This window comes from Streptomyces fuscichromogenes (assembly GCF_014645815.1).
GTDB classification, from domain to species: Bacteria; Actinomycetota; Actinomycetes; order Streptomycetales; family Streptomycetaceae; genus Streptomyces; species Streptomyces fuscichromogenes.
In genome coordinates, this window is record NZ_BMML01000083.1 from 1 (window position 1) to 4,274 (window position 4,274).

Consider the following 4,274-nt stretch of genomic DNA (forward strand, 5'->3'; position numbering starts at 1 on the left):
GCGCTCCCGCCCGGGGCAGGCCGGACCCCCCGTCTCTTCTCTCCTTCACCGGAGGCTGCTGTGCGTTCCACCTCGCGCGTCACCACGACGCTCGCTCAGTTCCTGTTCGTCTCCCAGGCCCCGCAGTCCGAGTTCGCCGAGAACCCGGCCCGGACCCGCGAGCTGGTCCACAAGACCGCCGACCGACTCGGCCCGAACGGCGCCGCCGCCGCGGTCGCCGAGTGGGCCGCAGAGTACGGCCGGCACCCCGAGACCGCCGCCGCCCACATGCGCGCCTGCCTGCTCGCCGTCGAGTCCGCCGACTTCCAGACCTTCGTCCCCAACCAGAGCGCGGCGGTAGCCCGATGAAGCTCACCTTCACCGACGACCTCACCGCCGAGCGCATCACCGCCCTGGTCGCCACCGTCATCGGGGTCCTGATCGGTGTCCTGACCATGAAGGCCGGTGCCGGAATCGGCAACGTCGCCGGAGCCGCGTTCCTCGCCTACGTGGCCACCGTCATCGGCATCGCCTGCAAGGTCCCGCTGCAGCTGAGCCGCGTGGTCGTCGCCACCGGCAAGGGCGCCCTGATCACCGCCGTCGTCACGGCCATCGTGCTCATCGGCATCTGGCGCGGCATCAAGGGGCTGGCATGACCGCCGCCGAGCCGCGCGAGGTCCGCGGGCTGACCGTCCGCCAGCCCCACGCGGCGTGCATCGCCTACGCGGGCAAGACGATCGAAAACCGCGTCCAGCCCTGGTCCTACCGGGGGACGATCCTGATCCACGCGGGCGCCTCGATCGACAAGGCCGCGAAGAAGCACCCGCCCATGGCCGCCGTCGTGCGCGGGCTGCAGCTGGAGCAGCGCGCCGTCATCGCCGTCGCCCGGATCGCCGACTGCCACGCCGACGACGGCGAGTGCACCCCGTGGTCCCTTCCCGGCTACAACCACTTCGTCCTCGACGACGTGACCGCGCTGCACCTCCCGGTCCCGCACCAGGAGGGCCAGCTGGGGCTGTGGTCCCCGCCGGCCGAACTGGTCGCCCGGGTCCGCCTGCAGCTGGACGACGACACCGCCGCCCGCCTTCTGGGACAGGAGGCGTAGCCGCCGTGCACACCTCTGGTCATCTGTTCAGCGGCGGGTGGGGCGACGGCCGCGGCTTCATGAACGCCGGGTACGCCCCGGCGTTCGGCGCCAACCACCACCCGGCCTCCGTCGCGACCGCGCGCGCCAACGTTCCCGGCATCTACGTGCGGGAAGCGGCGATTCAGACGATCGACATGCGCACCCTGCCGTCCTGCCAGGTCCTGGTCGGCTCGCCGATCTGCTGGGAGTCCACCCCGGCCGGCGGCAACTCCCAGGCCCGCGTCCAGGACGAGCTGGACTTCGGCGACAACCAGAACCGCAAGCGCTCCGACTGGGGCCAGACCCGCATGACCGCATGGGAGCCGGTCCGCTACGTCGAGGTCCACCGGCGCGATGTGCTGGCCTACTGCGGCGAGAACGTCCCCGGCTTCGCGACCCGCAACCGCAGGCTCTTCGACGCCTGGCTGGCCGTCTGGGACGCGCTCGACTTCTACCCGACGCTCGCGTCGGTGAACGCCGCGCACATCAGCGTCGAGACCCCGGACGGACTGCTCGGCCCTCTCCCCCAGTACCGCGACCGGCTGGTGTGGGCCATGGTCCGCAAAGACATCGGGCGCGTGCCCGACCTGCGGCCCCGCCCGGCTTCCATCTGCCCCAACTGCGGTCCGGTCGAGGGAATCCAGCACTGGCCGGGCAAGCCCGGCGGCCGGCGGGTCGGCTCCTACAACCCCCGGCTGAAGGCGGACTCGAAGGCGCGGCAGTCGTACTACTACGTCTGCCCGACCGAGCGCTGCCACGCGCGGGTGGAGCCGATCACCCGGGGAATCGGCGAGGTCATCGACCCGGACGTGCGCGGCCACCGCTTCGGCGACGGCCGCCGGGACCGGCCCGGCGTGCCGTACGAGGACGCCACCCGCGCCCGGGTCGAGGACGGCCTGCAGGAGTTCGGCGGCAAGCCGTTCGTCATCACCCTGCGGAACCACGGCGGTGCCACCTCGCTCGACGCGCCGATCGGCACCGTCACGGCGCAGGGCGGCGAGCACCACTATCTCGTCCGCCCGACCGCTGACATGACCGTCGACGGCTGCGAGTACCGGCCGCTGAAGAACCCGGAGAAGGCCCGCGCTCAGGGCTTCCCCGCCCACCACCCCTTCGCCGGAAGCGAGACCGACATCGGGCTCCAGGTCGGCAACGCCGTCGCCGTCACCGTGGCGACGTTCGTGGCGCAGCGGACCAAGGCGGTGCTGCCGGTATGACCAAGCGCTTCAACCCCCAGATGATCGGTGGCGAGCAGCTCGACCTGTTCGCCGACCCCACCGCGCAGGAGACGCAGCCCCCCGCCCCGGCGACCCCTGCCGTGCCCCTCGCCCCGGTCACGCCGCAGGCGATGAACGCGGCCGAGGCCGAGTGGGTCTCCGAGTACGTCGTCGACCGGTGGACCGACGCCAACGACACCCTGCTCGGCATCGGCCCGCTGCGCGTCGACCACATGGCCGACGGATGCCAGCGCACCGGCAAGCGCCTCACCCAGCTGTGCGGCTCCCGGCGGCACGGCCAGCGCCAGGAGTGGTTCCCCATCTGGCTGGCCGACGACCCGCACCTGGTCCTGCGCACCACCGTGGTGTGCCTCAAGGGCCGCCGCGACGACCCCGAGATCCGAGGCGTCATCTACGTGGGCCGCCCGATGTACCAGGGCGGATGGCATCTGCCCGGCCACCCCCTCGCCAACCCCTTCAAGGTCGGCAAGGACGGCACGGCCGCCGAGGTCGTCGCCAAGTACGACGCGTGGCTGGACACGCACCCGAAGCTGCTCGCCCGTGAACTGCCCCGGCTGCGGGGCAAGCGGCTGGGCTGCTGGTGCGCCAAGAACGCACCGTGCCACGCGCGCGTGCTCGCCGAGCGGGCCAACACGGCGGAGGTGACGTCGTGACGCTGCCCGAACAGATCCAGGAGTGGGCCGAAGCCCGCGGGCTGACCCACCAGCAGCACGCCGCCGGCACCGCCGTGTTCGGCCCCAGGTACACCCACCGCTACGCGCTGACCCGTACCTGGGAGCCCGGCGGCACGCACACCGTGTTCGTGCTGCTCAACCCGTCGACAGCCACCGCCGACCAGGACGACCCCACGGTCCGCCGCCTGATCGGCTTCGCCCGCCGGGAGGGTCACGGCGGGCTGGTGCTGGCCAACCTGTTCGCCGTACGGAGCACCAGCCCGTACGCGTTGACCGGGATGCCGGACACCGTCGGCACGCACAACGACGACATGCTGCGGCTGCTCGCCGAGGCCGCCAGCGACATCACCCTCGGATGGGGGACGTGGGGCACGACCCGTCGAGCCAAGGCCGTCGAGGAGGCGCTCACCGGACACGGCGCCCGGCTGTGGGCCCTGGGCACCACCAAGGCCGGGCACCCCCGCCACCCGCTGTACCTGCCGAAGGCCGCCCCGCTCACCCGCTATGAGCCGGGGGTGGCCCGGTGAAGAGGCTCACCCACAAGGCGGAGGAGGCGCTGCTGGGGGCGATGCTGTTCCGTCCCCAGGCGCTGCCCTCGATGCGCTGGATACCGCCGGGCACCTTCAGCCGCCCGGACCACGCCGCCCTGTGGGGAGCCCTGCACAGCATCGACTTCACCAAGGTCGCCCCGAACGACGTCCCGGCCGCCGTGACGGCAGCCGTGGCGAAGATCGAGGACCAGGGCATCCGGCACCTGCTCAGCCCCTCCCGGGTGAGCGGGCTGGCCAACCCCGGTGTCTGCCCCGACCCGCTCCGCGCCCCGTTGTACGGCGGGATGGTGCTGGAGTCGGCGATCCATCGGGCGGTTGAGCACGCCGGCGAGCGGCTGCGCGAGACCGCCCGGCAGATCGAGGCCGACCAGGCGGTCAAGGCGCTGGAACAGGCAGACGGCACCGGGCGGCGCCTCGCCCAGCTGGACGCCGCCTGGAAGGCCGCGCCGGAGACCGTGCGCACCCTGCTCGACACCCAGCCCGAACAGCCCGTCACCCCGGTGCCCCGCACCGAGCGGGCCCGGACCGACCTGCAGGCCGAGGCGGAGACCGTCGCTTCCCTGCTCGCCGAGCCCCGGCAGCTGGCCGAGGTCCCGTGGCTGCAGGACAAGGACTTCAGCCACCCCGAACTCCGGGCCGTCTACCGCGCGATGCGCACGCTCGACGAACGGCACGCGCCGATCGACCCGCTGACCGTCGCGTGGGA

At 72.7% G+C, this 4,274-nt stretch carries 7 protein-coding genes; all 7 read left to right on the top strand.

The genetic code is table 11. The annotated features are described in order from the left end of the window. Positions 1 to 60 precede the first annotated feature (60 nt). Positions 61 to 348: a hypothetical protein gene (locus IEZ11_RS50115; protein ID WP_189269809.1), complete on the top strand. Its 288-nt coding sequence runs from the start codon at positions 61 to 63 to the stop codon at positions 346 to 348. Beyond that, positions 345 to 635 carry a hypothetical protein gene (locus IEZ11_RS50120; RefSeq protein WP_189269810.1) on the top strand — a complete coding sequence of 97 codons (291 nt, stop codon included), beginning with the start codon at positions 345 to 347 and terminating at the stop codon, positions 633 to 635. Before IEZ11_RS50115 ends, IEZ11_RS50120 begins: the two co-directional genes overlap by 4 nt. Further along, a complete protein-coding gene (locus tag IEZ11_RS50125) occupies positions 632 to 1,084 on the top strand; it encodes an ASCH domain-containing protein (RefSeq protein ID WP_189269811.1) in 453 nt (150 codons plus the stop codon). Before IEZ11_RS50120 ends, IEZ11_RS50125 begins: the two co-directional genes overlap by 4 nt. 5 nt (positions 1,085 to 1,089) lie before the next feature. Next, positions 1,090 to 2,322 carry a DNA cytosine methyltransferase gene (locus IEZ11_RS50130; RefSeq protein WP_229714000.1) on the top strand — a complete coding sequence of 411 codons (1,233 nt, stop codon included), beginning with the start codon at positions 1,090 to 1,092 and terminating at the stop codon, positions 2,320 to 2,322. After that, positions 2,319 to 2,996, top strand: a complete 678-nt coding sequence (locus IEZ11_RS50135) for a DUF4326 domain-containing protein (RefSeq protein ID WP_229714001.1) — start codon at positions 2,319 to 2,321, stop codon at positions 2,994 to 2,996. The genes IEZ11_RS50130 and IEZ11_RS50135 overlap by 4 nt, the downstream gene beginning before the upstream one ends. After that, positions 2,993 to 3,544: a DUF1643 domain-containing protein gene (locus tag IEZ11_RS50140; protein WP_229714002.1), complete on the top strand. Its 552-nt coding sequence runs from the start codon at positions 2,993 to 2,995 to the stop codon at positions 3,542 to 3,544. The genes IEZ11_RS50135 and IEZ11_RS50140 overlap by 4 nt, the downstream gene beginning before the upstream one ends. Further along, a partial coding sequence (locus tag IEZ11_RS50145; protein WP_229714003.1) for a DnaB-like helicase N-terminal domain-containing protein occupies positions 3,541 to 4,274 on the top strand: 734 nt, incomplete at its 3' end. The genes IEZ11_RS50140 and IEZ11_RS50145, both read left to right, overlap by 4 nt.

Bases quoted from the DNA above. Each gene is read 5' to 3' on its own strand.
- IEZ11_RS50120 (WP_189269810.1), top strand. From the start codon at position 345: ATGAAGCTCACCTTCACCGACGACCTCACCGCCGAGCGCATCACCGCC.
- IEZ11_RS50125 (WP_189269811.1), top strand. From the start codon at position 632: ATGACCGCCGCCGAGCCGCGCGAGGTCCGCGGGCTGACCGTCCGCCAG.
- IEZ11_RS50135 (WP_229714001.1), top strand. From the start codon at position 2,319: ATGACCAAGCGCTTCAACCCCCAGATGATCGGTGGCGAGCAGCTCGAC.